Source organism: Microbacterium sp. XT11, assembly GCF_001513675.1.
In the GTDB taxonomy this organism is placed as follows: domain Bacteria; phylum Actinomycetota; class Actinomycetes; order Actinomycetales; family Microbacteriaceae; genus Microbacterium.
This window is the reverse complement of sequence record NZ_CP013859.1, coordinates 1,351,922-1,376,747: the sequence shown is the minus strand read 5'-3', so window position 1 is coordinate 1,376,747 and position 24,826 is coordinate 1,351,922. Positions and strand designations below refer to the sequence as shown.

At 69.4% G+C, this 24,826-nt stretch carries 32 protein-coding genes; 6 read left to right on the top strand and 26 right to left on the bottom strand.

What is annotated here, in order from left to right; all coding sequences use genetic code 11:
• The first annotated feature begins 19 nt into the window (after window positions 1-19).
• Entirely contained in the window at window positions 20-475 is a 456-nt protein-coding gene (locus AB663_RS06375; protein ID WP_067196903.1) for an adenylyltransferase/cytidyltransferase family protein, read from the top strand.
• 1 nt (window position 476) lies between these two features.
• On the opposite strand, the gene AB663_RS06370 is transcribed toward AB663_RS06375, so the two are convergent.
• Window positions 477-869: an SIP domain-containing protein gene (locus AB663_RS06370; RefSeq protein ID WP_067196900.1), complete on the bottom strand. Its 393-nt coding sequence runs from the start codon at window positions 867-869 to the stop codon at window positions 477-479.
• 73 nt (window positions 870-942) lie between these two features.
• Here AB663_RS06370 and AB663_RS06365 point away from each other — a divergent pair, with 73 nt between their 5' ends.
• The 3 genes from AB663_RS06365 to AB663_RS06355 all read left to right on the top strand — a co-directional run bounded on the left by AB663_RS06365 (window position 943) and on the right by AB663_RS06355 (window position 4,718).
• Window positions 943-1,206, top strand: coding sequence for a glutaredoxin family protein (locus tag AB663_RS06365; protein WP_067196896.1), 264 nt, complete (start codon window positions 943-945; stop codon window positions 1,204-1,206).
• A gap of 61 nt (window positions 1,207-1,267) precedes the next feature.
• Window positions 1,268-2,638 carry an MFS transporter gene (locus AB663_RS06360; RefSeq protein ID WP_067196893.1) on the top strand — a complete coding sequence of 457 codons (1,371 nt, stop codon included), beginning with the start codon at window positions 1,268-1,270 and terminating at the stop codon, window positions 2,636-2,638.
• Window positions 2,639-2,867: 229 nt separating this feature from the next.
• Entirely contained in the window at window positions 2,868-4,718 is a 1,851-nt protein-coding gene (locus AB663_RS06355) for an aldehyde dehydrogenase family protein (RefSeq protein ID WP_083511140.1), read from the top strand.
• A 101-nt stretch (window positions 4,719-4,819) separates the two neighbouring features.
• Here the strand turns inward: AB663_RS06355 and pip are convergent, their stop codons facing one another.
• Both pip and ypfJ read right to left on the bottom strand, forming a co-directional pair.
• Window positions 4,820-5,791, bottom strand: a complete 972-nt coding sequence (pip, locus tag AB663_RS06350; RefSeq protein WP_198147946.1) for a prolyl aminopeptidase — start codon at window positions 5,789-5,791, stop codon at window positions 4,820-4,822.
• A gap of 31 nt (window positions 5,792-5,822) precedes the next feature.
• Window positions 5,823-6,713 carry a KPN_02809 family neutral zinc metallopeptidase gene (ypfJ, locus tag AB663_RS06345; protein WP_067196890.1) on the bottom strand — a complete coding sequence of 297 codons (891 nt, stop codon included), beginning with the start codon at window positions 6,711-6,713 and terminating at the stop codon, window positions 5,823-5,825.
• 126 nt (window positions 6,714-6,839) lie between these two features.
• Between ypfJ and AB663_RS06340 the strand changes: the two genes are divergently transcribed.
• Both AB663_RS06340 and AB663_RS06335 read left to right on the top strand, forming a co-directional pair.
• Window positions 6,840-7,829 (top strand): malate dehydrogenase, encoded by a 990-nt coding sequence (locus AB663_RS06340; protein ID WP_067196886.1) that lies wholly within the window; start codon window positions 6,840-6,842, stop codon window positions 7,827-7,829.
• Between the two features lie 69 nt (window positions 7,830-7,898).
• Entirely contained in the window at window positions 7,899-8,369 is a 471-nt protein-coding gene (locus tag AB663_RS06335) for a recombinase family protein (protein WP_067202297.1), read from the top strand.
• 193 nt (window positions 8,370-8,562) lie between these two features.
• On the opposite strand, the gene AB663_RS06330 is transcribed toward AB663_RS06335, so the two are convergent.
• The 23 genes from AB663_RS06330 to AB663_RS06215 all read right to left on the bottom strand — a co-directional run bounded on the left by AB663_RS06330 (window position 8,563) and on the right by AB663_RS06215 (window position 24,741).
• Window positions 8,563-8,808 (bottom strand): hypothetical protein, encoded by a 246-nt coding sequence (locus tag AB663_RS06330; RefSeq protein ID WP_067196883.1) that lies wholly within the window; start codon window positions 8,806-8,808, stop codon window positions 8,563-8,565.
• A gap of 49 nt (window positions 8,809-8,857) precedes the next feature.
• Window positions 8,858-9,682 carry a hypothetical protein gene (locus AB663_RS06325; protein WP_067196880.1) on the bottom strand — a complete coding sequence of 275 codons (825 nt, stop codon included), beginning with the start codon at window positions 9,680-9,682 and terminating at the stop codon, window positions 8,858-8,860.
• A complete protein-coding gene (locus tag AB663_RS06320; RefSeq protein WP_067196877.1) occupies window positions 9,663-9,974 on the bottom strand; it encodes a hypothetical protein in 312 nt (103 codons plus the stop codon). The genes AB663_RS06325 and AB663_RS06320 overlap by 20 nt, the downstream gene beginning before the upstream one ends.
• A gap of 80 nt (window positions 9,975-10,054) precedes the next feature.
• Window positions 10,055-10,708, bottom strand: a complete 654-nt coding sequence (locus AB663_RS06315) for a hypothetical protein (protein ID WP_067196874.1) — start codon at window positions 10,706-10,708, stop codon at window positions 10,055-10,057.
• Between the two features lie 13 nt (window positions 10,709-10,721).
• Window positions 10,722-11,558: a hypothetical protein gene (locus AB663_RS06310; RefSeq protein ID WP_067196871.1), complete on the bottom strand. Its 837-nt coding sequence runs from the start codon at window positions 11,556-11,558 to the stop codon at window positions 10,722-10,724.
• A complete protein-coding gene (locus AB663_RS06305) occupies window positions 11,555-12,151 on the bottom strand; it encodes a hypothetical protein (protein ID WP_067196869.1) in 597 nt (198 codons plus the stop codon). Before AB663_RS06305 ends, AB663_RS06310 begins: the two co-directional genes overlap by 4 nt.
• Window positions 12,148-13,476: a hypothetical protein gene (locus AB663_RS06300; protein ID WP_067196867.1), complete on the bottom strand. Its 1,329-nt coding sequence runs from the start codon at window positions 13,474-13,476 to the stop codon at window positions 12,148-12,150. Before AB663_RS06300 ends, AB663_RS06305 begins: the two co-directional genes overlap by 4 nt.
• Before the next feature lie 12 nt (window positions 13,477-13,488).
• Window positions 13,489-13,830, bottom strand: coding sequence for a hypothetical protein (locus AB663_RS06295; protein ID WP_067196864.1), 342 nt, complete (start codon window positions 13,828-13,830; stop codon window positions 13,489-13,491).
• A 189-nt stretch (window positions 13,831-14,019) separates the two neighbouring features.
• Window positions 14,020-14,307 carry a WXG100 family type VII secretion target gene (locus tag AB663_RS06290; RefSeq protein WP_067196835.1) on the bottom strand — a complete coding sequence of 96 codons (288 nt, stop codon included), beginning with the start codon at window positions 14,305-14,307 and terminating at the stop codon, window positions 14,020-14,022.
• 121 nt (window positions 14,308-14,428) lie between these two features.
• Window positions 14,429-15,136 (bottom strand): hypothetical protein, encoded by a 708-nt coding sequence (locus AB663_RS06285; RefSeq protein ID WP_067196861.1) that lies wholly within the window; start codon window positions 15,134-15,136, stop codon window positions 14,429-14,431.
• A gap of 1 nt (window position 15,137) precedes the next feature.
• On the bottom strand, window positions 15,138-15,986 hold the full coding sequence (locus tag AB663_RS06280; protein WP_067196858.1) for an alpha/beta hydrolase: 849 nt from the start codon (window positions 15,984-15,986) through the stop codon (window positions 15,138-15,140).
• Window positions 15,987-16,442: 456 nt separating this feature from the next.
• Window positions 16,443-16,739, bottom strand: coding sequence for a hypothetical protein (locus AB663_RS06270; protein WP_157540938.1), 297 nt, complete (start codon window positions 16,737-16,739; stop codon window positions 16,443-16,445).
• A 91-nt stretch (window positions 16,740-16,830) separates the two neighbouring features.
• Window positions 16,831-17,475 (bottom strand): hypothetical protein, encoded by a 645-nt coding sequence (locus AB663_RS06265; protein ID WP_067196848.1) that lies wholly within the window; start codon window positions 17,473-17,475, stop codon window positions 16,831-16,833.
• Complete coding sequence (locus AB663_RS06260; protein WP_067196846.1) at window positions 17,472-18,287, bottom strand: hypothetical protein; 816 nt, start codon at window positions 18,285-18,287, stop codon at window positions 17,472-17,474. The genes AB663_RS06265 and AB663_RS06260 overlap by 4 nt, the downstream gene beginning before the upstream one ends.
• The gene (locus tag AB663_RS06255; protein WP_157540936.1) at window positions 18,284-18,940 is read right to left on the bottom strand and encodes a hypothetical protein; all 657 of its coding nucleotides are present in this window, start codon (window positions 18,938-18,940) and stop codon (window positions 18,284-18,286) included. Before AB663_RS06255 ends, AB663_RS06260 begins: the two co-directional genes overlap by 4 nt.
• Window positions 18,919-20,169 carry a hypothetical protein gene (locus AB663_RS06250; protein WP_067196841.1) on the bottom strand — a complete coding sequence of 417 codons (1,251 nt, stop codon included), beginning with the start codon at window positions 20,167-20,169 and terminating at the stop codon, window positions 18,919-18,921. Before AB663_RS06250 ends, AB663_RS06255 begins: the two co-directional genes overlap by 22 nt.
• A 19-nt stretch (window positions 20,170-20,188) precedes the next feature.
• Window positions 20,189-20,521, bottom strand: a complete 333-nt coding sequence (locus tag AB663_RS06245; protein ID WP_067196838.1) for a hypothetical protein — start codon at window positions 20,519-20,521, stop codon at window positions 20,189-20,191.
• Window positions 20,522-20,649: 128 nt separating this feature from the next.
• Window positions 20,650-20,937, bottom strand: a complete 288-nt coding sequence (locus tag AB663_RS06240; RefSeq protein WP_067196835.1) for a WXG100 family type VII secretion target — start codon at window positions 20,935-20,937, stop codon at window positions 20,650-20,652.
• Window positions 20,938-21,072: 135 nt separating this feature from the next.
• Window positions 21,073-21,873 (bottom strand): hypothetical protein, encoded by an 801-nt coding sequence (locus AB663_RS06235; protein WP_067196832.1) that lies wholly within the window; start codon window positions 21,871-21,873, stop codon window positions 21,073-21,075.
• A 106-nt stretch (window positions 21,874-21,979) separates the two neighbouring features.
• On the bottom strand, window positions 21,980-22,738 hold the full coding sequence (locus AB663_RS06230) for a hypothetical protein (RefSeq protein WP_067196829.1): 759 nt from the start codon (window positions 22,736-22,738) through the stop codon (window positions 21,980-21,982).
• A 64-nt stretch (window positions 22,739-22,802) separates the two neighbouring features.
• The gene (locus tag AB663_RS06225; protein ID WP_067196825.1) at window positions 22,803-23,573 is read right to left on the bottom strand and encodes a hypothetical protein; all 771 of its coding nucleotides are present in this window, start codon (window positions 23,571-23,573) and stop codon (window positions 22,803-22,805) included.
• The gene (locus AB663_RS06220) at window positions 23,561-23,803 is read right to left on the bottom strand and encodes a hypothetical protein (RefSeq protein ID WP_157540933.1); all 243 of its coding nucleotides are present in this window, start codon (window positions 23,801-23,803) and stop codon (window positions 23,561-23,563) included. Before AB663_RS06220 ends, AB663_RS06225 begins: the two co-directional genes overlap by 13 nt.
• A gap of 65 nt (window positions 23,804-23,868) precedes the next feature.
• Entirely contained in the window at window positions 23,869-24,741 is an 873-nt protein-coding gene (locus tag AB663_RS06215) for a hypothetical protein (protein ID WP_067196818.1), read from the bottom strand.
• Window positions 24,742-24,826 lie beyond the last annotated feature (85 nt).

Below are 24,826 nucleotides of genomic sequence, written 5' to 3'. Positions count from 1 at the left end.
TCACTGATCTGGGGAGATCATGGGGACGCGTATCGGCTATGCCGTCGGTGCTTTCGACCTGTTTCACGTCGGGCACCTGAACCTTCTTCGCCACGCCAAGCAGCACTGCGACATCTTGATCGCCGGCGTCGTGAGCGATGAGATGCTGCGCCAGGTGAAGGGCATCGAGCCCGTCATCCCGACGGCGGAGCGCGCAGAGATCGTGCGGCACATCTCCTTCGTCGACGACGTCTACATCGAGACCACGCCGTCGAAGATGGACTCGTGGCGCGATGTGCGCTTCACGCACTTCTTCAAGGGCGACGACTGGCGCGGCACCGAGAAGGGCCTTCGCCTCGAGCGGGAGTTCGCCGAGGTCGGCGTGGAGGTCGTGTACTTCCCGTACACCGCCCACACGTCCAGCTCCTCGCTGCGGCGCGCGCTCGACGCGATCACCGCGGGGGCGACCCCGGCTCAGCCGGCGCTCGCCCGCTGAGTCAGCCCGCCACTCCGAGCAGGCTCCGCGCCATGCGCGCGACCCGCACCGGGGTGTTGGGGCGGAGCCACAGCGTCCAGGACGCGGGCGGCTCGCTGCACGTCCACTCGACGCACCAGGCATGCACGGCCATCGCCAGGCGCTCGCCCTTCGCATGCTGCCGCGCGCCATCGCCGCGGAGCAGCCAGCGGACGGACACTCCCGCCGGCGCGTCGATGTGCCGGTACTGGATGCGCGCGGCTGCCTCGAGCACCACGACCCCGTGGGCGTCACCCGGCAACACCGCGCAGATGGCGGCGATGCGGGCGGCATCCGCTGCGTCCCCCGCGATGAGCAACGCGCCCTCGATGTGCGGCCAGTCCGGATCCTCGAGGTGCTCGCATGCGGTTCCCATGCTTGGAGTATAGGTAAGGCTAGCCTTATCTGACAATGGAGCCACCCACCCGTATGCGTCGTACGCTGGAACCATGAGCACTCCCGCAGCCTCCGAGATCACGATGTTCGGCGCCGACTGGTGCCGCGACTGCATCCGCACCAAGAAGCAGCTCGACGAGCTGGGCGTCGCCTACACCTACGTGGACCTCGTCGCCGACCCCGCCGCCGCCGACGTCGCCAAGGAGATCTCCGGCCGCACGAACATCCCGGTCGTCGTCTACCCCGACGCCACCCACCACGTCGAGCCGTCGAACGCCGACGTCGAGGCCAAGTTGCGCGAGCTCTCTCTCATCTGACGCCGGATCCTCCGCTCCGAACCGCACGTCGGCTCGGACCCCGCGCCGATACACTGGCGCGATGAGCACCGAGGCTCGATCAGAGCGCGCATCCGACCGCCTGTCTGCACGCGCTGTCGCACTCTACGCGGTGGGCTCTGTCGGCACCGGCGGGTACGCCACGCTGCCCGGCCTGGTGCTCACGTACTTCCTCACCGACAACCTCGGCGTCGCCGCGCTTGCGGCCGGCGCGATCGTCACGATCGCCAAGGTCTGGGACGTCGTCATCGATCCGGTGATCGGGGCCGCCTCGGACCGGCAGCTCGCGAGAACCGGCTCGCGCCGCGGCTTCATGATCGCCGGAGCCGTGAGCCTGCCCGTGTTCTTCGCCCTCACGTTCGCCGTGCCGCCCACGTGGGGCCCCGCAGCGGGCGCCGTGAGCGTTCTCCTCGCCTTCCTCGCCACAGCCACCGCCTTCAGCCTCTTCCAAGTGCCGTACGTCGCGCTCCCCGCCGAGCTCACCGCGAGCTACGACGAGCGCACGCGCCTGCTCGGGTGGAGGGTCGTGGTGCTCACCGCGGCGATCCTGCTCTTCGGCGCCGGCGGACCCGAGCTGCGCCGCGCCGGACCCGACCAGGTCACCGGCTACCTCGTGATGGGCATCGTCGCCGGACTCGCGATCGGCATCGGCATGCTCATCGCATCGCGCACGGCTTCGGCCGCCGCCCGCACGCGCGACCAGGCTCACCCCCTCCCGCCCGTCGGCCTGCGCGAACAGTACGCCTCCGGGGTGCGCGCGCTGCGGCGCAGCCAGCCGTTCCGCTCGCTGCTCACGACCTTCCTCCTCCAGGCGCTCGCGACGGGCACGATGCTCGCCGGAGCGCAGTACGTGGCGACATGGGTGCTGCGGTCGGAAGCCGCGGTGACGCTTCTCTTCCTGGCGCTGGTGGGACCGGCGCTCCTCGCCACCCCCGCGTGGACGGCGGTGGCGCGGCGCATCGGCAAGGAGCGCGCCTTCGCGAACGCCAGCGTGCTCTTCCTGCTCGCCGCGGCATCCATCACCGTTGCGGTCTGGTGGCCGGGGACATGGATCTACGCGTCGGTCGCCGTGGCCGGAATCGCCTACGCCGGTCTGCAGTCGCTGCCCATGGCCATGCTGCCCGATGTCATCTCCCACGACGAACGACAGCATGGCGGCGGCCAGGCCGGGACCTTCACCGGCGTGTGGACAGCGGGGGAGACGATCGGATTCGCACTCGGCGCGGGCATCGTCTCGCTCACGCTCGCGGCGACCGGCTACGTGTCGACGGTGGCCGGGGTCGCCTCCGCTCAGCCGCACGCCGCGATCACCGGCATCGTGCTGAGCTTCAGCGTGCTGCCCGCCGCCCTCATCCTGTTGAGCCTCGTCGCTCTGCGGCGCTACCGGTTGCGTCGCGCCGACATCGACGCATGAGGCGCGCGCATCCGTCACCCTCCCGACCCGGTACCGTCGCGCCGACCCGGCATGATCGGAGCGCACGTCGGCTACCGGGCCGACGCGACGGCACAGGATCGGGCGGCACAGGGGTTGGGCGGCACGGGCCGACGCGACGGCACAGGATCGGGCGGCACAGGGGCGGCTGTACGGGGTCGAAAGGTCGACTGTCCGGCATAAGCTGGGATCCCGCGCGAAGGAGATGCCGATGACGTCAGCGACGCCCGCCGCACCGGACGACAAGAAGGCCGCGACCGCGAAGATCACGAAGACCGCGACAGCCAAGCCCGCCACCGCGAAGCCCGCGAAGACCGCGAAGAAGGCAGCGACGGATGCCGCGGCAGCACAGCTCGGAGAGGGCGAACGCGAGCGCCTCGACGCGGCCGTCGACGACCTCCAGCGCGGCGCGGCACTGTGGTCCGCGCTGACGCTCGCGCAGCGCGTGACGCTGCTCCGATCCGTGCGGACGAGCGTCGCCGCGGTCGCGGAGGACTGGGCGAACACCGCGGCATCGTCCAAGGGCCTCGACTCCCGGCATCCGTTGCGCGGCGAGGAATGGCTGAGCGGGCCCTACAGCGTGCTCGGAGCGCTCGACGCGTACATCGAGACGTTCTCGCGTCTCGCACACGGGCGCAATCCGCTCGACGGCCTCACGATGAGCCGCGCACCGGGCGGACGCACACGCGTGCACGCCTTCCCGCTCACCCGCATCGACTCCTTCCTCCTTTCGGGGTTCACGGGCGAGGTGTGGCTCGAGCCGGGAACCACACCCGGTGCGGCGCGGGCCGGAGCCGGCCTCGGTCAGCGCACGCCTACGGAGTCCGGCGGCGTGGGACTGGTCCTCGGCGCGGGCAACATCACCTCCATCCCGGTCCTCGACGTGCTGTACGAACTGCTCGCGCATAACCGCACGGCACTGCTCAAGGTGAACCCGACGCAGGACGCGCTGGTCCCCATCTACAAGCGCGCGTTCGCCGCTCTCATCGAGCCGGGTTTCGTGCGCGTCCTGCGGGGCGGTCCCGCAGTCGGCGCCTATCTGACCGGCCACCCCGGCCTCGCCCACGTGCACATCACGGGATCGGCCGCGACCTTCGACACGATCGTCTGGGGCACCGGATCTGCCGCGACGAGAAGGCGCCGCGAGAAGCGCCCGCTGCTGAAGAAGCCGATCACGGCGGAGCTGGGCGGCGTCTCCCCGATCATCGTCGTCCCCGGCGAGTGGACCGCGGCCGACCTCATCCACCAGGCCGAGCACATCGCCACCATGCGGCTGCAGAACAGCGGTCACAACTGCATCGCCGGCCAGGTCGTGATCATCTCATCGGACTGGGACCAGGCCGATCAGTTCCGCGCAGAGCTGCGCCGCGCCTACGCGAACGCACCGGAGCGGCCGACCTGGTACCCGGGATCGCCCGCCCGCCTGCAGCAGGCCGCCGACTCCTACCCCGGTTCGCTCGTGCTGCGCGACCGGCTGCTGGTCGAACTCGGCGAGGACGACGACGCCTCCGCCATGCAGACCACCGAGTACTTCGCACCCGTGCTCGGCGTCGTGACTGTCGCCGGCACCGGTCAGGAGTTCCTCGACGCCGCCGTGGCGTACGCCAACGAGCGCCTGCAGGGGACCCTGGGCGCCAACCTGCTCATCGACCCCGCCACAGAGAAGTCTCTGGGCACGGGCTTCGAACGTGCGATCGCCGCTCTGCGCTACGGATCGATCGCCATCAACGCGTGGACCGCGTTCGGCTTCATCACGCCGACGCTCACGTGGGGAGCCTTCCCCGGAAGCACGATCGACGACGTGGGGAGCGGAATCGGCGTGGTGCACAACGCGCTGCTCCTCGACCGGGTCGAGCGCTCGGTCGTCCGTGGCCCGTTCCGCCCGTTCCCGCGCTCGCTGCCTCTCGTGAACGGCGGAGGGCGCCTGACGGTCCTGCCGAAGCCACCGTGGTTCGTATCGGCACGAACCGGCGCGGAAGTCAGCGAGGGCCTCACGCGCTTCCGTGCCGGCGGCGGTGTTCCCAGCCTCGTGAAGACACTGCTGAAGGCGCTCCGCGCCTAGACGACGGATGCCGGCCCGACGGATGCCGGCGCCACGCCCTGGCCGCCCGAACCTGCTCGCACCGTGCAGAGCGAAGGGTCGCCCCGGGGCCGATCGACGGGTCAGCGAGCGGCGAAGCGATCCGTCGCGGCGCGCAGAGCCCGCTGGATGCCTGGCTCGGTCGCCGAGTGACCTGCGTCGTCGACGACGACGAACTCCGCCTCCAGCCAGGCCCGGTGCAGATCCCACGCCGTCATCATCGGCGTGCACACATCGTGCCGTCCCTGCACGACCACGGCCGGGATGTGGCGGATGCCGTCGACGCGCGCGATGAGCTGCCCCTCGTCCCACCACCCGCGGTGCACGAAGAAGTGGTTCTCGATACGCGCGAACGCCGTCGCCCGCTCCGCATCCGCCATCGCCTCGATCTGCTCGGCGTCGGGCTCGAGCGTGACGGTCGCAGCTTCCCAGCGCGACCACGCCAGGGCTGCGGGAACGTGCACCGCCGGGTCGGGGTCGAACAGGCGCCGGTGGTACGCCTCGATCATGCGCGACCGCTCGAGCACGGGGATCGGCGCGATGAACTCCTCCCACATGTCAGGGAAGAGCGCGGCGGCGCCGCCCTCGTAGAACCACTCCAGCTCCTCGCGCCGCAGCGTGAAGACACCACGGAGCACGAGCTCGCTGACGGCGTCCGGATGCGCTTGCGCATAGGCCAGCGCGAGCGCGCTTCCCCACGATCCGCCGAACACCTGCCATTTCGCGATGCCGAGGTTCTTGCGCAGCAGTTCGATGTCGGCGATGAGGTGGGCCGTCGTGATGTAGCGCAGGTCGGCGTCGGGGGCGCTCGCGTGCGGAGTGCTGCGTCCGCATCCGCGCTGGTCGAGCAGCACGATCCGGTACGCCTCGGGGTCGAAGAAGCGTCGCTGCCATGGCGATGTGCCGCTCCCGGGACCGCCGTGCAGGAAGACGACCGGCTTGCCCTCGGGGTTGCCGCTGACCTCCCAGTACATGCGGTGGCCGTCGCCCACGAGCAGCTCGCCCGTCTCGTACGGCTCGATCTCCGGGTAGAGCGCGTCCAGATTCATCGTCATCGATCCCCCAACTGAGTGCTACACCTCAACGCTACTGGGGTCCGAGCTGATCTCCCGGGAGCGTGAAGGTGTCTGCGCAGACGTCGAGGCCGTTCGCGTACCCGTTGGCGAACCAGTACTGGCGCTGTTCGCTCGTGCCGTGCGTGAAGCTCTCGGGGTTCACGAAGCCCGACTGCTCCTGGATGTGGTCGTCACCGACGGTGAACGCCGCGTTGAGCGCATCGACCCTCTGCTGCTCGGTCGAGGGCTGGAGATACGGCACGCCGTTCTTGTCCTTGTCCTCCGACATTCGCGCGATCCACGCGCCGGCGTAGCAGTCTGCCTGCAGCTCGGTGCGGACGCCGTTGCTGTCGGGACCGGTGCCGTTGTTGGGGTACCTGTCCATCGTCCCGGTGATGTACTGGATGTGGTGGCCCCACTCGTGCCCCACGATGTAGAGCTGGGCGAGATCACCGGCGGATGCTCCGAACTGCTGCCGCATGAGGTCGAAGAACGTCGGGTCGATGTAGACCGTCTCATCGGGCGGGCAGTAGAACGGCCCGACCTGGTTGGATGCCGTTCCGCACGCGCTCTGCGTCGCGCCGTCGACGATGATGAGCTGGGGCGGACGGTAGCCATCGACGTTCTTCGACCAGAAGGCGTCGAGGGCGAGTTGCGAACTGGCGACGCGGCAGTCGACGTTCTCGTTCGCATCCTCACCGGTGAGACAGTCCTCGATGACGCTGCCGCCCGCGGGCTCGGTGCCCCCGCCGGTGCCGCCGTCGCCGCCGAGCAGACCGGTGAGGTCGATGCCGAGCAGCGGGCCGGCGATCAAGGCGATGAGTCCGAGCACGCCGACACCCCCGGCTCCGGCCACGACGGCGCCTCGTCCACGGCGTCGTGCGCTGCTCCCTGAGACATCGGCATCCGGATTGAAGGTCATGGATCGAGGGTACTCCGCCCCTCCCCCGGCATCCCGGTGCGTAACCGTGCCGTGATCGCGCGGGGATCACCCCACCGTGGCACGGCGCCCCTCCCGCGCGTCGGCGGAGGGCCGTAGGCTCGAGACATGACCACCACGATCACCATCACCGGCGCGGGCGGCCAGATCGGTTACGCCCTCCTGTTCCGCATCGCGGCGGGTGACATGCTCGGCCCCGACGAGAAGGTGCGGTTGCGGCTGCTGGAGATCCCCGAGGGGCTCGGCGCCGCCGAGGGCGCCGCGCTCGAGCTGCAAGACGCCGCCTTCGGACTGCTGGAGCACGTGGAGGTCACCGACGACCCGGCGATCGGGTTCGACGGCTGCGAGCTGGCCCTCCTGGTGGGTGCCCGCCCGAGGGGACCCGGCATGGAACGCGGCGACCTGCTGGCGGCCAACGGCGGCATCTTCGGCCCCCAGGGCGCCGCCATCGCCGCGCACGCCGCACCCGGAGTGCGGGTCACGGTCGTCGGCAACCCGGCGAACACGAACGCGCTGATCGCAGCGGCATCCGCCGACGGCGTTCCCCCGGAGCGGTTCACCGCCCTCACCCGCCTCGATGAGAACCGCGCGCGGGCCCAGCTCGCCCAGACCCTCGCGGTGCCGGTCGAGACCGTGCGGAGAGTTCCGATCTGGGGCAACCACTCGGCGACGCAGTTCCCCGATGTGTCGCACGCCACCGTCAACGGACTGCCGGTCGGCGAAGCGCTCGAGAAGATCGTCGGCGACGTTCCGGCGTGGCTCGACCAGACCTTCATCCCCCGGGTGGCCAAGCGCGGGGCGGAGATCATCCAGGTGCGCGGCTCGTCTTCGGTGGCCTCGGCGGCCAGCGCGACGATCGACCATGTGCGCGACTGGGTAAGCGGAACCGACGACTGGACGTCGGCCGGCGTCGTCTCGCACGGCGAATACGGTGTGCCCGAGGGGCTGGTCTGCTCGTTCCCCGTCGAGTCGGTCGGCGGGGAGTGGCGGATCGTCGAGGGGATCGACCTCGACGACAGGGCACGTGCACGTATCGATGCGTCCGTCGCCGAGCTCGTCGAGGAGCGTGACGCGGTCCGCGCTCTCGGCCTCATCTGACGGCGCTCGGTCGCGGGCGCGGCATCCCAGCGGCCGGGACAAGGCACAATGGATGCGGAGGTGCGCACGATGAGCGAGACGATCGAACCGACGAAGGCGACGTCATCCGTCGAGGAGGCCCTGACGAGTCCGCTGCACCTCCCGCACGCGGCCGCCGAATGCCCCAAGTGCTTCACCGAGCTGCAGGAGAACCGCAACTTCTGGTCGGCACGCCCCGACGGCGCTCGCCTCGTCGGCCTCGTGGTCGCCCGTGAAGGGATGCCCTCGGTCGTGCAGCAGCGGGAAGACCTCACGCGGTTCGGCGTCCCCATCGAGGGCTTCCGCCACCCGGCGCCCGAGATCCTGGAGAGCTGGAGCGACCGCCTCGCACGCCTCATCGCGACGCTCCACCCCGGTGACGTTCTCGTGGTCGCCACCATCGACGCTCTCGGGCGGGATGCCGAAGAAGGCACCCGCACCGTCGCCGAGCTGCGCAAACGCGGCATCATGGTCAAGGTGCTGAACCACAACGCCCGTCACCTGACGGACGCCACGCGCTGAGCCGGAGCGGCACCGGCTCACGCACATCCCGCGTATGCAGAAGGGGCCGACGGTTGCCCGTCGACCCCTCCCGAAAAACCTGTCGCTCAGCTGCCGGCGAGCTGCTGGTCGAGATCCTGAATCGCCCGCATCATGCCCAACAGCGACTCGGACATGTCGTTGATGCCATCCACCGCGGTCTTCAGACCCGTGGTCAGCTCCCCGTAACCCTCGTGAACCAGAGCTGAGTCGCGCCCGGGCGCGAGTTCCCGAGCATCATCCGTGCGGTCGCCGCCACCTGTTCGGTCTGCGGCGAGGCGTGCTCGTCCTCGATCCCGTAGTGCGCCAAGCAGTCGCTGACCCATGCTTCGCCACCGTCCACTGCGACCTCGTCAGGGATCGCGGCGAACTGCGCGGCGTCGTACTGAAGATCCCAGCTGACCGGTACGGATGCTGTCATCGGAACAGGCCGCCGACGAAGCTGGTCATGCGATCGACACCGTCATTGATCATTCCGGCTGGAGATGCCGCCCCCGACGGCCGGCCGTTGACCATAAGCGACACGCCCCGGTCCGTCCACTTGTATGTGTGGCCTTGTTGGCGATGAATCGATCGAGATAGGGAACGCCCTCCAGATTGCCGACGAACTCCGGGTGGGTGCGGTGAAGTGCCTCACGCTGCGAATCCGTGAGCCCCGCCCAGACCTCGGCGACCTCTTCGGGCGTGTCGGCGTCGGCGAGCGCGTCGATCGCGGAGAGCGTCGATGCGCTGAGGACAGTTCCGTCCGACTGCACGAGCCCCGCGATGGCATCGCCGTAGGCCTCGTCCCACCTCGAGTACGCGCTCTCCCACTGCTGCCACAGGCCGTCGAGCGTGGCAGCAGCCGACGCCAGGGCGCTCTGCGCGTCGGTGACGCCTTGTTCCGCCACCGCATCCGACGGCTCCGCATCCTCCTGATGGGCTTCGGCGTCCGCCAGGCTCGTCGCCGCCGCCTCCCGCGCCCGGTGCGCAGCCTCGATGTCGTCGATGAGATCGTTGGCCGCGCGGGCGTGCTGCGCGACCGCCTCCCCGTACGCGCGCACCACGGCGGCGATTCTCGACAGGCGAGCGATCGTCGGGTCCATGCGGCCCGCGAGCAGTCCGGATTCGACCTTCACCCGAACGACACTGCTGCCGCGCCCCTCCAGGCCGGCTTCGATGTTGCGCAGCACGATCTGGGCGTTGCCGCCCTCGTCGATCAGCTTCCCGATGTCGGAGTAGATGCCCTCCAGCTGGCCGCTGTCGTACTCGATCCGCTCGAGAGGCCAGCCACGCTCAGGAGAAGTCAGAGACATAATCACCGCCCCAGCCCGCCCCCATCGAGACGTCGAGCTCCGTGAACGAGTCGTTGATCTCCGTCAGCCGGTCATCGATCCCGATGCTGGTCGCGTGGTGGGAGCGCGCCTCGAGGCTCGCCTGGCCGAGCGCGTTCTCCAGCATGACGCGGAGGGCGGTGCGGCCGACCGGGTTGCCCCCCGTGTCGCGCGCCCCGATGTCGTTCGCGTAGACGGCGTAGTCACCCATGGCGGACCTGATGTTGACGATGGCACCTTCCAGTGCCGCCTTGTCGACCTCGACGTCGGACATCCCCCCTTGCACCGGTCGCCGCATCGATAGCCCGGCGCCCGTGACAACACCGTAGCGAACACGACCGTCGATGAGGACGACTACGCGTCAGCCTCGGCGACGGCCGGCTCCTCCGCCAGCTGCTCCCAGGTGAACGTGGAGATCATGGCATCGCTGAGCAGCTCCATGGCGTCCACCAGCTCAGTGGGCAAGACCTCGCCGTCAGGGATGACGATCGTCGTCGTGAAGACCAGCGCTTTGCGGCGTTGCGTGCCCGGAACAGGGATCAGGTAGGTCAGGGTGCGTCCGCCCACTCCCTCGATCCGGCGGGCGCCCGAGGGGCGGGCAGGTTCGGAACTCCAGCGCACGATGTGCCGTGCGTCATCGAGAAACTCGGCGCCCTTCGTCCGGAATGCATCAGCCACCCACCCGTCGAGGTTCTCGCCGTCCGTACCGCTCAACGCCGACGCCGTGATCGACATCGGCAGCAGGTCGTCCATCTCGACCTGCTCCTGCCGATAGATCTCGAAGACCTTGGTTCGCGCCATCGCCTGAGTCGTCTGCGCCATCAGGGTGCGGAACTCCGCGTCCAGATCCGGCCGGTTCGCGTGCTTGAAGATCGCGCTCGCGCGCTTCACGTCGTCGTCCTGCGCCGCGTTGGTCGGCACGTGCCGCACCCAGCCCGGGGGCAGCGCGAGCCGGAAAGCCGGGATGCCGAACCGCAGTTCGACCCCGAGATCGTTCATCGCCCCCATGTCGCTCCCTCGCCTATCTCCCACCGCTGCCGCGGAGCGCGAGCCGGGACAGTTCCGCCATGCCGAGGCGGCGGCGGGCCCGCCGCGCCTCCGACCTCATGGTCGGCATCGACGAACGCCGCACGAGCCCCGCGAGTTCGCGCCACCGGGTGAGATCCAGGCGTGAGACCTCGTCGCGGTGACGCCTGTTCGCACGTGCCAGTCGGCGGCGCGCACCGGACAGCGCGGCTTCCTCCACGGTGTACGAATCCTCCGTACCCAGCGCACGCGCTGCGCTGATCTCGGAGCCGACGGCGTCGAGGATGCCCGCGACCTCGGCCTGAAGCCCCGGAGCCCTCCGCAGAAGCCTGCCCTCCTCGTCCACCCACGCCGCGCTCAGCGCGTGCGAGCACGCCTGGCACAGCCAACGCGGCATCGTCCCGTCCGTCGCATATCCGCACACGCACGTCCGCGCCGCGGCGGCAAGACGCCTGTCCGGCTCGGCCTTCCGTGCCCCTGTGCCGCGCACCCCGTCCAGGCTCATCAGCAGCCGTGCCGCCCCCAGTACGCCATGCGCGGTCAGCAGCCGGGACCAGGCATGACCCTGCAGATCCGCGATCGCGCGGAGCCACGCTTGCTCCTGTTCCTCGGAAATCTCCTGACTCGCGCGGGCCGCGTAGTCGTCGAGCACGTCGGCGTAAAGGGCGTCGAGCCGGTCATCGAGCGCGTCGTGATCCGTTCCGGCCTCGGCCTCCGCCGCCGACACCGCGGCACGGCCGCGCCTCACAGCATCCGCATGGATACCCCGCAGTCGCGCCGAACCGGCGAGCACGGACTCCTCGTACGCGGCGACGTCCTTCAGAGCGCTCATGCTGCCGGAACCCGGGGAACGGTGATGCCGACGATCAGCTGCGGGAGGTACTCCTCGAGCTGCGCGAAGACGGGGAGTGTGGTACCGAGCACGTCAATCAGGATCGTCCATGTGCCGTCGTTCAGCAACACCGTCCAATGCTCCACGAACAAGGAGCCGCGCGCCTCCGACTCCGGACCCTCCGGGTCCTCGATCGTCACACCCCACCGGACGAGATAGCCCGCACCGTGTGTCTCCGTGCGCAAGGGTGTGACATCCACCGCTGTCGACGAGGCGACCCCGTCGAAGAGCTCCTCGGTGCTCGGGCGGCCAGCGGACGACTCGACGGCGATGCTGACCAGGACGTCACTGTAGATCCCGGGCGGCGCGAACCAGAGCCGCGCCCCGCCAGTCCGCGCGGCGTCGAGCATCATCCGAGCCGTCGCCGCGACCTGATCGGCTGCCTCCGGCGCGGACTCGTGCCAGAGTCCGTAGCGCTCCAGGCACTCTTGTACCCAGGCTTCGGCGGCCGCGGGATCATCCGTCTCGGGGATCGCGACGAAGCCGGCGGCGTCGTACTGGAGCTCCCAGGGCAGCGCCACCGACTCCGTCACCGGAACATCCCGTTGATCAGACCCGCCGGAGACAGAGCGCCTGACGGCTTGCCGTTCTGCCCGAGGGAGATTCCTCGATCCGTCCACTTGTACGTGTTCCACATCGCCTCGAAGGTGGAGAACGACGGTGCGTCAGCGATCCCCTGGAATCCCTTCGGCAGCGATCCGACCAGCTGCTTCTGGAAGAAGGCGCTTCCCGAGGTGACGCTCTCGTGGAAGGCCACGGAGAAGGATCGGCTCGGCCCGAAGAGCATGCGCTCCACGACGCCGTCGGCGAATCCGGTCACGGGATTCTGGAACGAGCGTCGCAGACCGCGTACCCCCGCGTAATACTCCTTGAACCCGCGCGACGAGTAGGTGATCTCAGAATTGGCGAAGCTCTTCAGGCCGCGCATCTGCTGGATCGGGTTGCGGACCTGCGCCCAGGTCTCCTTGCCGAACTTGCTGAACACGTTCCCCTTGCCGCCGAGGATCTTGCCGAGCTTGCCCACCGGGAGTATGCCGACGATCGCCCACGCCAGGTCGCCCAGTCCCTTCCTTCCGTCGAACATCAGCGCGATGGTGAGGCCGAGCGCGATGACGCCGACCACCAGGGCGGCGATCGCGAAGAACGGGCCTCCGATGATGACGCCCAGCACGGCGATCGCGAGGCCGACCCACGACACCCACTCCGAGATCACCGCCAGCACGCCGGCGACGTTCTCCCAGGTGCTGTCCTCACCGATCTTGTTCGCATCGCTGAGCCCGTTGACCGCCCGCTCGTAAGCCTCGTCCCACGTGTCGTACGCAGCGTCGAAGCGCCCGAGGTTGTGGTTGTGGGTCTCGCGCGCCGTGGTGAGAGTCGAATGCGCGGCTGAGGCCGCCCCGGAGAGGCGCTCCCCCATCGCAGCCGAGGAATCAGCCTGCTCAGGCGTCGGCGGGTTCTCTGCCACCGACGTGTTGTGCTGCGCGAGTGCACTGTCGGCCTGATCGGCCTCGCTCTGGGCCGTGGCGAGCGCCCGCTCACTGGTCTCGCAGTCCCCGACGATCGTCCGCATCTGCGCCTGGACGGTCGCGAGCACGCCGGCGTAGTCGGTCAGGGTCTTGCCCGCGGGCTTGTAGCGCCGCCCGGCCTCCTCGAGGTCGCTGTGGACGTCGCCGACGACTTCCTTGATCTTGTCCATCGCGTAGCCCTCGCCGACGAGCTTGCCGCTCTTGATGTCGGAGAGCGTCTTCGCGGCCGTGGTCATCTGCTCCGCGAGTTCCGTGATCTTGTCGCCACGGTTGCCGATCGCCGTCGCGTCGCCCTCGATGACGGCGACCTCATGCCCCTTGTGCGTCTTCATCGTTCCCCCGCCTCAGTTCGCGACGCTGCGGCCACGGCCGCCAGATCCGCTGCCGGACTGCTGAACCGAGTTGCCCATGTCCGTGTCCGTCTTGGTGACCTCGTCGACCGTGCCCTTCACGCGCTCAGCGACCTCCTTGAGCTTGGTGAGCAGCTTGTCGCGGCTGTCGTTCCAGCTGCCTTCGAAGTCGTGCACGCGCGCTTTCAGGCGACCGTCGCCATCGGGACGCCCAACGGCGTGCTCGAGGTCATCGCGTCGCGTGGAAGCCGCTTCGAACTCCTCGACGATCGCGGTCAGCTGGTTGCTCGTCTCCCGCAGGTCGTCGATCGGATAAAGAACGCGTTCACCAGCCATGTCACACCCTCCAGATCAACGCTACCCAAACTACTTTCCCCGACACGTGGCGTCGATGGGCACAACTCCCCATCGCTCAGTCGCGCGGAACCAGATGGCGGCGGGGTGGGGGCACGTGAAGGTCGCGTCTCCCGCGCATGCAGAAAGGGCCGACGGTTGCCCGTCGACCCCTCCCGAAAAACCTGTCGCTCAGCTGCCGGCGAGCTGCTGGTCGAGGTCCTGGATCGCCCGCATCATGCCCAACAGCGACTCGGACATGTCGTTGATGCCATCCACCGCGGTCTTCAGACCCGTGGTCAGCTCCCCATACCCCTCACCGAACTTCCCCGACGCGTGCTGCGTCTTGAAGTCCTCACCCAGCAGGGTGTCCACCTGCGACTTCAGGGTGTCCAACTGACCCTGAATGTCATCACGAGCCTGCGACAGCGACGACGCCACCTGCTCCATCTCCGCATAAGACGCACCGAAATCGGCCATCGTCCACACCTCCGGTAAAAATCACTTGGACCGGACCACCCCGGCCCGACACCGCTACACTACGGAACCCCACCCCACACCGTCGATGGGGACAACTCCCCATCACACAGCATCCGACCCGTCAGCCGCCGTACGGAGCCGTCGGCGGATCCGTCACGACAGGCTGCGGGTCGACCGGAGTACCGTCCTCCGAGAAGTACTCCGGGCTCCCCGCGGGGAAGTAGAAGATCGGCACGGAGCCGGGACCCTCGAACGCGGGCAGCGAGCGCCAGGTCAGCGTGTCACCGCCGCGCGCGTCATCGGCGGTGACCATGGACGAGAGCTCCGCCGCGTTGCCCGGCGCACACGGCGTGTCAGCGGCGACCTCCACTCGCGAGGCTCCCGCCGCGATCGTGAGCACGATGCGTCCGTGCTCGTCGTCCTCGGCGACGAGGTTCCACTCCGCCGCCTCGCCCTCGCCGAACTCGGACGGCTCGGCCGACAGGCCCGCCTCACGGAAGGCCTCGGTCGCGGCGGCGCTCACGGCGCCGCGGTCGAGCCCGGGCAGCGTCACCTCACGGCGGTAGGAGAAGCGGTAGCCGAAGTCACCCCCGGCGCCCAGGTTGCATCCGATCGGGATCGCACCGTATCCGCCGGTGGGGACGGTCCACTCCCCCTCGTGCACGCGCATGAGGATGCCGTGCATCGTGGTCGCCATCGCGAGATAGCGCTGCTCCCCCTCGCGATACAGCTCGTCACCCTCGGGGATCTGGGCCTGCGGGCCGCATCCGGTCATGATCAGCACCAATCCGACGGCGGCTGCCGCCCACACGTGTCGCACAGCCGACACCCTAGTATCCGTACCCGTACACACCGGGTGACGACAGCCCGCGCGCGACGATGTCCCAGTAGCCCTCGACGCTGCCCTCGCCACCGGGCTCGGTGCCCGGCTCGCCGGTCGTCACGATGCTCCTGACGTTGTAGAACGACTCGCTGCCCTTCTCGAGGTAGCCTCCGGCTTCGTGCTCCCAGGGGAAGTTCGCCCCTCCGTGCGCGCTGTGCCCCGGTGTCGGCAGCAGCTCCTCGCCACCGGCCCCCACGCCCCCATCGCTGTCGAAGACGGTCACCCCGTCGAGGCTCGCCGGGTCGGTGTGGTGCCCCCAGCCGGTGAGCTTGCCGACGGGCGCCCAGAAGTCGTTCGACGAGGTCGTGGCGTAGAGTCGTGGCGCGTCCGGTCCCTGCAGGTTGCTCAGCACGGCGTCGTCGTCGGGAAGGCCGGCGGAGCCGACCGTGATGAAGCGGTCGACGCCGAGCCCGTCGGGTGCGGAGCCGATCGCGAGGGCGGCCGTCGTGCTGCCGTAGGAGTGGGTGACCACGTTGATGGTTCCCGTGCCCGCCTGTGCGTCGAGACCGAGCAGGAACGAACGCAGCGCCGGTGCGCCGTCTTGTGCACGGCCCATCGCGGGCTCCTCCACGAAGTCGGGCGAGTCGTAGCCGAACCAGGCGATGGCGGCGTCGCCCGTGCCGTTGATGAGGTCGCGAGCCGAGGTGCCGAACTCGCCGATCCCCTGCACCTCGGAGAGCATGCCCGGCACGAGCGTCGAGACGTTGGCCGCGTCGAAGGGCCCGTACCAGAGCGCCGCCGTCGTCTGCTCCGAGCCGTCCGGATCGAAGGAGACCAGCTGACCCTTGTTGAGCATGACCTCGTTCCAGAGGGCCGTGACCTCGCTCTTGAGCGGTTCCGAGAGATGCGCCAGGCGGTCGTGCAGCGCCGTGAGCCTCTGCAGGTTCGCCGCGGCACGGACGTCGAAGGGGATGCCGTTCCCAGGCGGCGTGGGCGTCTTCGATCTCCTCGATCATGCGATTGGCCGGCACGGCCGAGGCGGCGTACGCGTCGGCGTACGCCGCGAGCGCGCTCGAGAGCAGTTCCGCTTCGCCGACACCCGACCGCACCGGCGACAGCAGCAGCTGCGCGTCCGTTCGCGCCCTCGTGATGGCGTCGCCCACGCCGGGGAGCTCGGTCACGCGCTGCGCCCGGTCGCGCAGAGCGCCGAGCTGCTCCGCGACGTCGTCGAAGGTGCGCACCCACGATCCCATCGACCCCTCGCTGCCGTCGATGCGCTCCAGCGGGTAGCCGCGGTTCGGGGACGTGAGGGTCACGGCTGCTCCCTCCCCGTGAGCTCGACGTCGAGATCGGAGTACCGCTCGCTGATCGCCCTGAGACGCTCGGCGATGTCGCTCGCATCCGAGGTGCAGGCCTCGACGGTCGCGCGCAGCGCCGTGAACCGTCGCCGCATCTCGAGCCGCAGCGCCGTGCGGTGCGCGGGGTTCTCGATGCCCACGTCGTCGCCCTGCAGCGTGCCGCTGCGCGCCATCAGAGCCGTGACCGAGTCGTTCATCAACGAGGTCTCGGTGATCAGGTGGTTGTAGAACACCTGTACTTCGTCAGCCATGCACCCCCCCACACACAGTCGAGATGACCGTATCAGCACAGGGACGACACGGCGGCGGTGGCGATGGGCACTACTCCCCATCGCCCGGCACTCACTCGCGCGGCGACCAGCTGAGCGACGAAGCGCACAGGTCGAACAGCGTCTTCATCTGCACGAGCGGGGCATCGTCGGCCGGCGCGTCGACCGGCCTCAGGATGACGAGGGTGAGCAGCAGCGCACGCCGCCTCTCGCTGCCGGGCACCGGGGTCATGTAGACGACGGTGGTGACGAGCATCTGCTCGCCGTCGAGCGACTCGCTCGTCTCGCGTTCGACGCGCATGATGCGCTTGTCGCCGAGCAACGGCGTCGCGCCGTCAGACGTGATGGCGCTGCGCACATAGGCGTCGAGGTTCTGCCCCGGCTCAGCGTGCTGGATCGTCGCCGTCAGCGAGGCGGGCATGTACGCGCTGTCGGGGGCGTTGTCGCCCGCCGTGAACATCGCGACCGTCGACACCTTGCGCATCTGCGTGAAGGCATCCTGCACGAGCCCGCGCATCCTGCCGTACAGGTCGGGCCGGTTCGCCTCGAGCAGCCGCCCGCGGATGCCCGCGAGCATCCCGTCCTGCTCCTGCTCGGTGACGTCGCGGCGGATCCACCCCGGCGGGAGGACGAGCGCGAAGTCAGGATCGGGCGTGCCCCCGAGCTGCTCGCGCAGGCTGACGCGGACGGGCGACGGCTCGGCGGTGGCGTCGGTCATGCGGAGGTCCTTCCGGTCGCGTCGAGTGTGAACAGCGTGCCCAGCGGGGCACGGAGCGCACGATCCAGGGTCTCCTGGTCGATGAGGCCGCGTTCGGCGAGGATCCGCAGGGCCTGGTCGCGATCGTCGACGATCGCGGCACGTTCGGCATCGGGGATCGCACGCGCCGCCTGCTCGGCGGCGTGGCGCTCGCTCACCGTGATCGGGCTCGGCGCGCTCGCGGCCTCGTCGGGCACGCGCACGCGGAACCGCGAGAAGACCAGCAGGGCGAGCAACACCCCCAAGGCGAGGGTCCCCCACACGGGCAGGAGCATCAGGGTCGGCAGCGGGTAGCCGTCTCGCCCAGAGACCGTCGGCATGCTGATCGAGGCGAACACCCCGCACACGGCGGCGACCACCCCGAGCCCGCAGATGAGGCCGGACCAGGTCGCGCCGGTGCGCCACCACGAGAGCCCCGCGACCACGAGGGTCACGGCGCCCACGGCGAAGGCCACCGCGGCGATCGGCACCGAGACGTCGGCCGGCACGCGATCGATCAGGTAGGACTCCGCACCCAGCACGGCGACGCCGGCGATGGGCGCGAGCACTCCGATGACGGCGAGCAGGATGCCGATGCCGGTGAGTCCGCGGCGCACGGCACTCGCCGGCCTGCGTCCGAGAAGCGCGGCCACCGCCGCTCCGTCATCGCCGAACGTCGCCACGACCTCGGGATGCGCCTGACAGGCGACCGCCTCGAGCATCCCCAGGCGGGGAGTGTCGGCGGAGGATCGCGCCTCGGCCCAGGAACGTGCGTCGGGGTGTGCCAGAGTCATGGTGTCGCCAGGCTATCAATCCAGGTGTCGCCCGCCTGCGCCTCCAGCAGCGCAGGCGTGTGCGCCCGGCGCGCACCGTCGTCGGGTCCGACCAGGGTGAGCGACGACGCGAACGCCTGGATCGACGGCGAGACGAGACCGAGCAGGTCGGAGAACGTCGGCTCGACCGACACGATCACGACGACACGGTCGTCGAACGAGAAGACGATGTCGTAGCCGAGTGCCGCCGCCTCGCCGATCTGCTCGGTGCGCGGCACCAGCACACCGGGTCCGAGCCCCTGGGACTCGAACAGGATGCCATCGCCGGGGCCCGGCATGGTGTCATCGTGGCCACGGCGCCCCATCGCCACGTGCACGAAGACGCACACCGGGTGCGGGGCGGGCCAGATCTGGAACGCGAGCGCATCGTCGTCGCGGCGGCGGTCGAGTGCGGCGCCCAGCACGAGCGGCACCAGGGTCGCGGCATCCGCGCTCCACGACGCACCCCACGCCTCGCGCAGCGCCGCGGTGTTCTCACGCACCCACTGCTCGGCATCCGTCTCGCTCTTCGTCGGGATCGGCAGCCAGCCGCCGTCGAGCGAGGTGCCGGTGATGCGCCAGGTGCCCGGAGCCCACCCCTCGGGGAAGCCGTTCACAGGAGCTTCCCGAGCCACGGCACCTGCTTGCTGATCGACTGGTCGCCGTTGCCGGTCCAGTTCGCGATCTTGTCGGTGACCTTGATGGGTGCGCCGATGAGCATGTGGGTGAACTCCCACGCCGCGGGAAGCGTGGTCGAGTTCGCCCAGCCCCGCGAGCCCGCCGTCATGGTCTCGACGAGATCGGTGAGCTTGGTGGTGTCCTTGCCGAACAGGAACCGGCTCATGACGTCGCCGACGCCGACCGGGTTGTTCAGCTGCCACAGCGTGCGCCCGCCCTGCAGGAAGCCCTTGAAGCCGCCGCCTGCGAAGCGGCTGGCCATCGCGATGTTCTGCAGCTGGCCGGATGCCGCGCTCCACGTCGACGGCTTGAAGGCGGCGAACGTGTCGCCCACGAAGTTCAGCACGCCCTGCTTGCCCTGGAACAGCTTGCCCACGCTGCCGAACGGGATGACCCCGACGATCGCGAGGGCGAGATCCCAGCCGCTCGCATCGCCTCGGAAGAACTGGTAGGCCACCAGGGCGAGCGTGGCGACGGCGATGACGGCGCCGATCGCGGCGAAGATGGGGCCGCCGATGATGATCGCGGCGATCGCGACGATCGTGCCGACGACCTGCAACACCTTGACGACGACCGCGACGGCGCCGTCGACGTTGTCCCAGAAACCGTCCTCGATCTTGCCGTCGAACGCATCCTCGATGCGGTCGGCGGTGCTGTCGAACACGTGCTCCCACGAGTCGACGTCAGTGTCGAAGGCGGCGAGGGCGTCTTGGTACTCCTCGTGCAGACGCTGCTTCTCGCGGTCCTCTGCGTCGTTGTCCTCCCCCATGGTCTTCTTCTCGTCGTCGCTGCGCCACGGTGCGGGCTGCGCCCAGATCGGGCGGGAGCCCTCGAGATAGCCGGGAGCGCGGTCGTACGCGGTGCGCGCCTCCTCGCACGCCGTCACCCGCGCGCGGATGCGGGGCTGATACTCGTCGAGCGCGTTCGCGTAGTCGACGAGGATCGGGCCGGTGGGCTTGTAGAGCTTCGCCGCTCGTCCGAGCTCGTCGTAGGTGTCGCCCACGATCTCCTGCAGCTTCTCGACCGCCTCGCCCTTCATGCCGCTCGCGTCGTCGGCGAGCGCCCTGAGGAAGTTCGCGCTGGACTCCATCTTGTTGCCGAGCGAGGTGATCTGCGTGCCCCGGCTGCGGATCGTGCCGGGCTCGCCCTGCAGCTCGACGACCGGTCGTCCCTTCGGAGAGTACATATCCGTGATCCCTTCCCGGTCAGACCGGACGCGCGGTCGTGTCGGCGCCCGTGACGTCGACCTCCATCTGCGACGCCGTCTTCTCGTCCCAGTCCTTGAGGCCGTCGAGCACGCCCTGCACATGCTTCTGCACCTTGTCGATGTCGGTGCTGAGCTCCTTGCGCTTGTCGTTCCACCGGCCCTCGAAGTCGTGCACGCGCTGGCGGAGCCTGCTCTTGCCGTAGGGCGCGCCGATCGCGTCCTCCACGGCTTCCGTGCGGGACGCCGCCCCGTTCAGCTCCTCCACGATCGACTTCAGCTGCTCGTTGACCCTGTTCAGCTCGTCGTACTTGACCCAGATGCCGTCTGCCATCGTGACCCTCCCGTCGAAACGACCCTAGCCAGCCGCCGATCGGGTCGCGATGGGGAGGACTCCCCATCCCCGGACGCAAGAGGAGGGGCCGACGGTTGCCCGTCGACCCCTCCCGAAAAACCTGTCGCTCAGCTGCCGGCGAGCTGCTGGTCGAGATCCTGAATCGCCCGCATCATGCCCAACAGCGACTCGGACATGTCGTTGATGCCATCCACCGCGGTCTTCAGACCCGTGGTCAGCTCCCCATACCCCTCACCGAACTTCCCCGACGCGTGCTGCGTCTTGAAGTCCTCACCCAGCAGGGTGTCCACCTGCGACTTCAGGGTGTCCAACTGACCCTGAATGTCATCACGAGCCTGCGACAGCGACGACGCCACCTGCTCCATCTCCGCATAAGACGCACCGAAATCGGCCATCGTCCACACCTCCGGTAAAAATCACTTGGACCGGACCACCCCGGCCCGACACCGCCACACTACGGAACCCCACCCCACACCGTCGATGGGGACAACTCCCCATCACACAGCATCCGACCCGTCAGGACGAGCGGCTCAGACGCTGTCGAGCGTGCGGGTCATGTCCGGCCTCGGCGCCATGCCGATGCCCAGTAGACCGAGGGATCGCCCGTGCGCATGCGCGGCGTCCTCCGCGGACACCAGCCCGGCGCGCTCGAGCTCCGCGATGGCCGTGCGGATGTCGTCGGCTATCTGTGCACGCTCATCCTCGGGAACAGCCTCCAACGCCGTCTTCAGCCGTGTGAGGTTGCGGAGCCACCGCGCCTCGTTCTCGTTCCCGGGCCGGCGGAACGCCACCAGCGGCACGATGCCGATCGCCGCGTCCGCAGCGATCGCGAGGATCAGCAGCGGGGTGTCGACCTTGTCTGCCGCCCACGCCGACAGGGCGATGACGAGCGTGATGGACGACGGCACGAGGTGCAGATAGCTGAGGGTATGCGCGGACCTCACCTCCACCCGCTCCGGGTTTCGGAGGTCGCTGATGAGCCCCCGGGTGAAGAGAAGCGCTGCGACGAGGCACATCAGGCCGACCATGAGGACGGGCGCCGTGCGGTCCGGCCGAAGCACCCATCCGAAGCTTCCGAGCATCGCGAGCACCGGCAGGCACAGTGCGGCGATGTGGCCGACCACGCCCAGACATCCGCCACCTCGCGCCTCCCCCTCGGGTTGGCGGTTCAGGTCCTTCCACACATCGGCGGGAGAGAAGAAGGCGAGGGCGAACCGCACCGACTGATGCCGCTCCCATGCCCGCGCCTCGACACGCCACCAGTCGTTGCGCTCCCACCGCGACAGGGAACGCGCGTACCGGGTCGCCGGCCCGTCGATCAGCTCAGCCATGTGCGCCCTTCGGTATCGGGGCCGGCGACCAGCTCGGCCGGCACGAAATCCGCCGCGGTCTCCGGAGTGAGCCATAGTCCGTCAACGGCGGACATCAGAGACGAACTCAGCCCGCGACCATCGTGACGGCGAGGCGTCCGAACGGCGCGCGCTCGGCACGGGCGGCCTCCCCGGGACCGATGAGGCCGCGCGCCGTCGCGAGCGCCAGCGCCTCGTGCAGCTCGGCGCGCAGGTCGAGTGCACGCTCCGGACGGATGTCGGCGAGCGCACGGTCCAGACGCATGTCCTCTTTGGTCGCCCGCTCGGCGATCCGGTCTGCAGCCGGACGGTTGCGCACCCAGCGCACGACCGACAGCGCGATGTCGGCCAGAGGGCCCAGGAGCGCCACCGCCGCACTGCCGTCGACCGTCCCCGAACCCAGGAACAACGAACCGAGGACGAGCACGATCAGCGACGGCACGATGTGCACGACGGCGGGGAGCCGCTCCGTCCGTGCGTCCACGCCCTCGGGCCGCGAGCGCCGCGCGATCATCCCGACCACCGACAGCACGGCAGCGAGGCCGGCGAGCACTCCCGAGCGGACGAGATCGGGCTGGTCGTCGGCCCAGTGCCGAGAGACGAGGGTGACGAGCGCGAGGGCCGGGAGGACGAGGCTGGCGATCTCGGCGAGTGAGAGGAGGAGCTTGCCGAACGAGAAGTGCCGCGCGGCGAACGCGCGCCGCACCTCGTCGGGCGCGCGGAACCACAGCGCCATGTGCACCTCGGACTCGTCTCGGAACAGGTGCGACTCCAGATACCACCAGGACGCCGGGCTCCAGCGCTCCTGGGCCTCGACATAACTGCGGGGTGTCATCGCGTCGGTCATGCGGATCGTGAGCCCACTTTACTCTGAGCGCAGTTGAGCGCTTCGCGACGTGTCCAGGTGCCCATCACACCTCAGGAGCGACGGTCGCGCCCAGGAGACCGAGCGGAGCCTGCAGCGCCCGTTGTGCGGCCTCGTCGTTGATGAGACCCCTCGCGGTGAGGACGCCGACGGCGTCGACGAGCTCGGCGCGCAGCTCGGACTCCTGCGCCGGCGTCAGCGTCGCCATGGCATTCCGCCAACGGGCTCGTGCACGCTCGGCACGCGCGGCCACCGGGTCTCTCGGGCGCGGGGCGAACACGATGTAGAGCACTCCCACGAGCACGTCGAGTGCGAACACCGCCGCCATCCACATCGCGGCGTCCGCCGAGCGTCCGCTTGCGAGGGCCTGCAGCACGAAGATCAGCATGATGCCGGACGGGATCAGGTGGCACCATCCGATCAGCGACGCCGTCCTCGGCTCGACCTCGTCTCGATCGCGCACGTTGTGGATCAGCCCGACCACGCCGAGCAGAGCGGCGATCGCCACGACGATCACCGCGGGGAGGAACTGTGCACCGTCCGGCCGTGGAAGATGGCGAGAAGCGAGCAGCACGAGCCCGACCGCCGGGAGCACGGGCCCCGCGAGCTGCATGAGCGCGACAACGGGCTGCCACGGCTGCACCTTGCCACGGGTAAAGTACTTGCGGGCGGACGGCGGTGACATCGTACTGATAATGGCTCGGATGCGAGGATGCTCACGGAACAGCCGCGCCTCCAGCTCCCACCAGCCGAGCCGCTCCCACGCCGTGGCCGATTCCGCGATCTCCCTGGCGACACCGAGGCTCACAGCGCCCACTCCGGCTGTCCATCACGGCTCTGCGCAATCAGCGCGTCGGTGCACGTGAGCATGGAAACAAGTGCCGCACCGAGGAGGACAGACCACAGCGGTGTCGCGGCCACCTGCCTCGCCCGCCAGAGGGAGGCAAGACCCGGAAGGAACTCACGGGCCAGCTGTGGGTCGGCGTCGATGGCCGCTCGCGCGCGCTCGGCGACCAGAATGACGTCCTCGTCGCCGATCAGCCGCACGGGTGAAGCGCTCCGCGTCCCCTCACTCATATCGCAGGCATCCAATCCAAAACTACCCATCCGCATCACGGACGCGGAACGACTCCCGAGATCTCGATCTCTCCGTCATAGCTCATCCATGCGAGCCACGCGGCGGGGGTCATCGTCCGCGCCTGCGCTGTCGCCGCAGGATCCACGTGATCGCCCAGGGCGTCGAGTTTCGCGACCCATGACGCCTTCGACGGCGCATCCGTTTGCGCCGACGCCGCCCATTCGGCATCGCGTCGCATCTGTCGCAGATCGTCACCGCGAGATCCCGCGGCTGGAACGCGCCCTTCGCGAGAGGCCGCGGAGCGACGCACGACGTCGCTGCGGATCGCGATGCCGATGAGAAGCAGCACGACGACTGCGGTCATCGGCGCCCACCACGACAGATCCGCTGACGAGAGACCGCGCCCGTCGTCCACCCCTGCCACCAGACGGAAGACGAGCAGCCCGGCGCACACGAGGCCTACCAGTATCGCGAGCGTCTCGGCCGCACGTGCACTCTGCGCATCCGGAGTGCGGAGCAGCAGAACCACCAGCAGGAACGGGATCGCGACGACTCCCGCGACGAGAGCGACGGCGACCGCGACGCCGGGATCCAGGAACGCGTTCTTGCGGTCCGAGGGCCCGAACATCACAGCGGTCACGAGCGCGGCCGTCAGCCCGACGCCGAGCAGCACCCCCCAGACGGCCCGATATCCGGTGGAGCCGGCCATCCGTGGCACGCCCGGCGCCGACGAGACCGGCTGCGCGGCCGCACGCGCGACGAACGCCCTGCGTCGCTGATGCAGCGACCACAGCCGGGCGAACAGCGCGGAGGCCACCTGAGGCCGGGCACGCAGCACGTCGACCGCCTCACGACCGATCGCGCGTACGGCGTCGTCATCGCCGGAGAGTCGTACGACAGGCTTCACTCCGGAGACTCCGCATCGGATATCCACGTGACGGTGGATGCCATGGCATCGAAGATCATTCGCACGGCCACAGCGTACTCGTCGT